Source organism: Dethiosulfatibacter sp., assembly GCF_983023055.1.
Map to the genome: position 1 here is coordinate 1 of NZ_CEZJXU010000243.1, position 3,879 is coordinate 3,879.

The window sequence follows — 3,879 nt, forward strand, 5'->3', positions numbered from 1 at the left end:
TATTAACACTACATATAGTATAGCATAACATCGGTTTTATTGTTATATCAACTTGTTTTTAGTTCATTTTAAGGCAATATTGTTACTTTTAGCACCGTGAAAAGCATTGTTTTTTTGTTTACGTTAGTATCAGTTAGCAAGCAGTCCAAATCACTCCTTTCAAGCAACTCGTTAACATTAGCAGAGATATTGTTCCACATTCCAACGAATTCACCAAGCTATTCTTTCCCTTCATTTGCAATATTATAATACATTCTTTTAGGTCCAAGAGAAGATTTTGCGAATTTAGAAGTAATAAAACCTTTGCTTTGAAGTCGTTTTAATTGAATATCATCATACACTTCGATAGCTTTAATCTGAATTCAAACAAGAAAGCAGCTCTGCTGCGTTAAATAGGTCACAGCGACATAGTCGCGTTAGATGCAAAGCGGATAGTGACCATAGCATTTCTTAAGTAAAATTAAAACACCTGCAAAAGAATCTTTCACAGGTGTTTCTCCTATTTCAATAATATTCAATGTCAACAATCATCAATAGCTATCCATTATAATGTCTTTTTATATTTATAAGAGATATGCTTAACATAATCATCTCCATTTTGAGATAGATATACTTCCTTGTTTCCCTCATTTACAAAACCAGGCACCGCTCCTCCACTAATTACACAATCCACGTCAGTAACATTTAATCTTGCATCCTCTCCGTCACTGAAGGCACTGTTTAAGTAGCCACCTCCAATTCTACTGACGGTGATTTCAACCTTCTCAGCAGGCAATGCCTTACCGTTTTCATCTTCAAAATGTATATGAATTATTAATTCTATATTCTTCACTTCAACCACAGGGGGCTCAGGCTTAAGCTCCGGCTCTGGTTTCGGTTCGGGTTTAGGTTCGGGTTTCGGTTCGGGTTTAGGTTCGGGTTTAGGTTCGGGCTTTGGCTCTGGTTCAGGCTCTGGTTCTTCTTCATTGCTATCCGGTGCTCCTCCTGCCATATCTGCTATCTCATCCTCGTTTTCAAGCTTTTCTTTTTCTACAGCGGCCATAATATCTTCATAAGTAAGTAGTTTTCCCTTTTCCTCTATCTGTTCATCCGTACCATCCGCTTCATTTACTTGCTGTTCGCCGTTTTCATCAAATATTTCATCCGTACTATCCGAATGGAGATTAATGTCATTCAATTCTTCTCCATTTGCAATGTTTCCTTCAATAATATCTTTTAAAACACCTTCTCCATTAAATGCAATACCACTGGAATCCGAATCGACTACAACTTTATTTGATTCACTACCCATATTTCTATTGCTTAAATCAGAATATATATACGTTGCAATATTAATAACTACTACTACTACTATTAGTAAAAGTATAGAAAACCTCAAGTTATTCTTCACATAGGTGGATAAATCTTTTACTCTTGATTTCATATATACTCCTCCATATTCAAGTAGGTAATGTCAACTAAGACACTACTCTTTTCTATAAACATGTCATCTCAGCAACAATATATTTCTAATAATCTCTGCTCACATTGCAGTTTTTAATCTCTTATTATTATAATTATATTTAGTATATATTTATTTAGTATATTATTCAATATTATTTAAGTCAAAATCATATTGTTTAGTTTCCTTACAAATCGAGTAGGAGGTAGTTGATTACTTCAACTATAAAATACTCCATTCTTCCTTAGTATGTCTTTTTACCATTTCAATTAGTATATTAATTTGTAGAACATGGATTCATTTGCTATAATAGAAGTAAGTTAATGATGGGAGTTGATTTTATGACAGACAAGGAATTACTGGAGTATCTACTCCAAAACAACTATGTTATTAACAAAGTCGAATTAAATCATCCAGATGCGAGTTTCATCTGTATGAAGGCTATGGCAGAACCCATAGACAAGTACGGACAGGAATTTACGTTGCAGACTTATGACTTGAGTTTGTTAATAGACGCTAAAAGAATATGGAAAAGATAACAAAGATCTGATTTCAGATCTTTGTTTTTTATTGGAGATAACATATTTCAATATTTGTAAAAAAATACTCCCGGCATATTCTTGCGCCGGGAGTACAATTCAACTAAATTATTTATTCAATTCCAACTATTATCAGGCAACTATATCCATATAGAGAATTGAAACCTCATCTATTGGAAGTATTCTTCCTTCAACTTCAGATCCCTCTGTTCCGTTCATCTGGATATACTCTATTAATATCTCGTCAAGACCAGGGTATTCTCCTGTTATTACTGCTTCCTTGAACATTTCGTATGCATCTCCACCAGCTGCTAAAAAGTCATTTGTAGCTACTGAATAAAGCATTTCCATATCCATGGCTTCTCCGTTAACTTCAACTGAAACAACTCTGCTTCCTGCATCCATTGAAGGATCAAACACAACATCCATACCTGCTATATGAGGAAAGGCGCCTTTGGCTTCAGGGTAGTCAGTAAGGCCGTTTTCCAATGCAGCTACAATCTGTGCTCCTGTAAGGTCCTTGGTTACAACATAGTTTCCAAAAGGAAGGACGGTAATTACATTACCTTTTGTTATATCTCCTCTTTCGATGGAAGCCCTTATGCCGCCACCGTTTGTAAATGCAATGTCAGCTCCAGTTTCATCAAGCATTGCATCAGTAATAAGGTTTCCAAGATTGGTTTCACCCGTTCTTACATCCGCTCTTTCACCGTCAAGATGAATGTCTGTCGAACCTACGACGACTGAAGTTATAACTTCATTTTCAGCTTTTATCTGGTCAATCAGGGCAACTATATCAGCATCAGCTTCCATTGCCACACCTTCTTCTTTAGTTATAAGCTTGGCAGATTTCATAAGCATACCATCCTTAAGCTCAAGGTTAACTATACCAACATACTTGGTATACTCACCTGCCTGAACAATCAAGGTATCATTGATAAGTTTACCTGTTTCCATTACCGTATGGCTGTGACCGTCAACTATTACATCTATGCCATCAACATATTCTGCAACCATTTCACTTGTATATTTACCTTCTACGCCAAGGTGTGACAGACATACTATTATGTCCGCTTCATCTTCAAGCTGGGCAGTCATCATCTTTGCTATTACAATAGGATCAAAGAAAGTGAGTCCTATTACATTGTCAGGATGGGTCATGAATGTAGTAGCAGGAGTAGCTAGTCCAAATATAGCAACCTTCACTCCATCGTATTCCATTATTTTATAAGCTGGCAGGTATGATGTATAATCCGCATTAAATACATTGGCTGAAACTATTGGGAAATCCGCCATATCTGCAAGCTCAAGAAGCCGATCCTGTCCATAGTTAAAATCATGGTTTCCAGCAGTCATTATGTCATATCCTACTGCATTCATAATTTTCACTATGCTCTCACCATCATTAAGTGTTGATATTGTCTGTCCGTGGAATGCATCTCCTGCATCCATAACAATTACATTGGTATTCATAGATTTTTCATGATTAACTATTGTTGCCACTTTGGCATATCCCATTCCATCATACTTGCCTTCAGACACTCTTGAATGAATGTCGTTGGTGTGGACTATGGTTATCTTAACCGAATCCTTCATCGGCATCTCCATATCCATTTCAGTTCCATCAGGAATCTTAAGCATCTGCCCCGGATAAATCATATTAGGATTTGCAATACTGTTTGCATCAACAATATCCTGAACCGTCACTCCATGCATGGCAGCTATCTTGTATAACGTATCTCCGCCAACCACCTGATAGCTAGCTGCGAATGCCGGCATTACCATAGTACTAATTAACATTGTTAACACGATAAAAAAAACAAGAAACTTTTTGCCTTTCATTGAAAGACCTCCTCTTTTAATTTAGTGTTATGTAAGTTTATTCTGTATCTATAATTA

3 protein-coding genes are annotated in these 3,879 nt (G+C 36.3%); 1 reads left to right on the plus strand and 2 read right to left on the minus strand.

All coding sequences use genetic code 11. From position 1 onward, the window contains the following. Nucleotides 1-544: 544 nt before the first annotated feature. Entirely contained in the window at nucleotides 545-1,423 is an 879-nt protein-coding gene (locus AC3AX0_RS08910; protein ID WP_487549946.1) for a hypothetical protein, read from the minus strand. A gap of 341 nt (nucleotides 1,424-1,764) precedes the next feature. Here AC3AX0_RS08910 and AC3AX0_RS08915 point away from each other — a divergent pair, with 341 nt between their 5' ends. Beyond that, the gene (locus AC3AX0_RS08915) at nucleotides 1,765-1,980 is read left to right on the plus strand and encodes a hypothetical protein (RefSeq protein ID WP_487549947.1); all 216 of its coding nucleotides are present in this window, start codon (nucleotides 1,765-1,767) and stop codon (nucleotides 1,978-1,980) included. A 132-nt stretch (nucleotides 1,981-2,112) separates the two neighbouring features. Here AC3AX0_RS08915 and AC3AX0_RS08920 read toward each other — a convergent pair whose 3' ends face one another. After that, nucleotides 2,113-3,822: a 5'-nucleotidase C-terminal domain-containing protein gene (locus AC3AX0_RS08920; protein ID WP_487549948.1), complete on the minus strand. Its 1,710-nt coding sequence runs from the start codon at nucleotides 3,820-3,822 to the stop codon at nucleotides 2,113-2,115. Nucleotides 3,823-3,879 lie beyond the last annotated feature (57 nt).

Coding starts and splice junctions, on each gene's coding strand:
- AC3AX0_RS08910 (WP_487549946.1), bottom strand. CDS start 1,423: ATGAAATCAAGAGTAAAAGATTTATCCACCTATGTGAAGAATAACTTG.
- AC3AX0_RS08915 (WP_487549947.1), top strand. CDS start 1,765: ATGATGGGAGTTGATTTTATGACAGACAAGGAATTACTGGAGTATCTA.
- AC3AX0_RS08920 (WP_487549948.1), bottom strand. CDS start 3,822: ATGAAAGGCAAAAAGTTTCTTGTTTTTTTTATCGTGTTAACAATGTTA.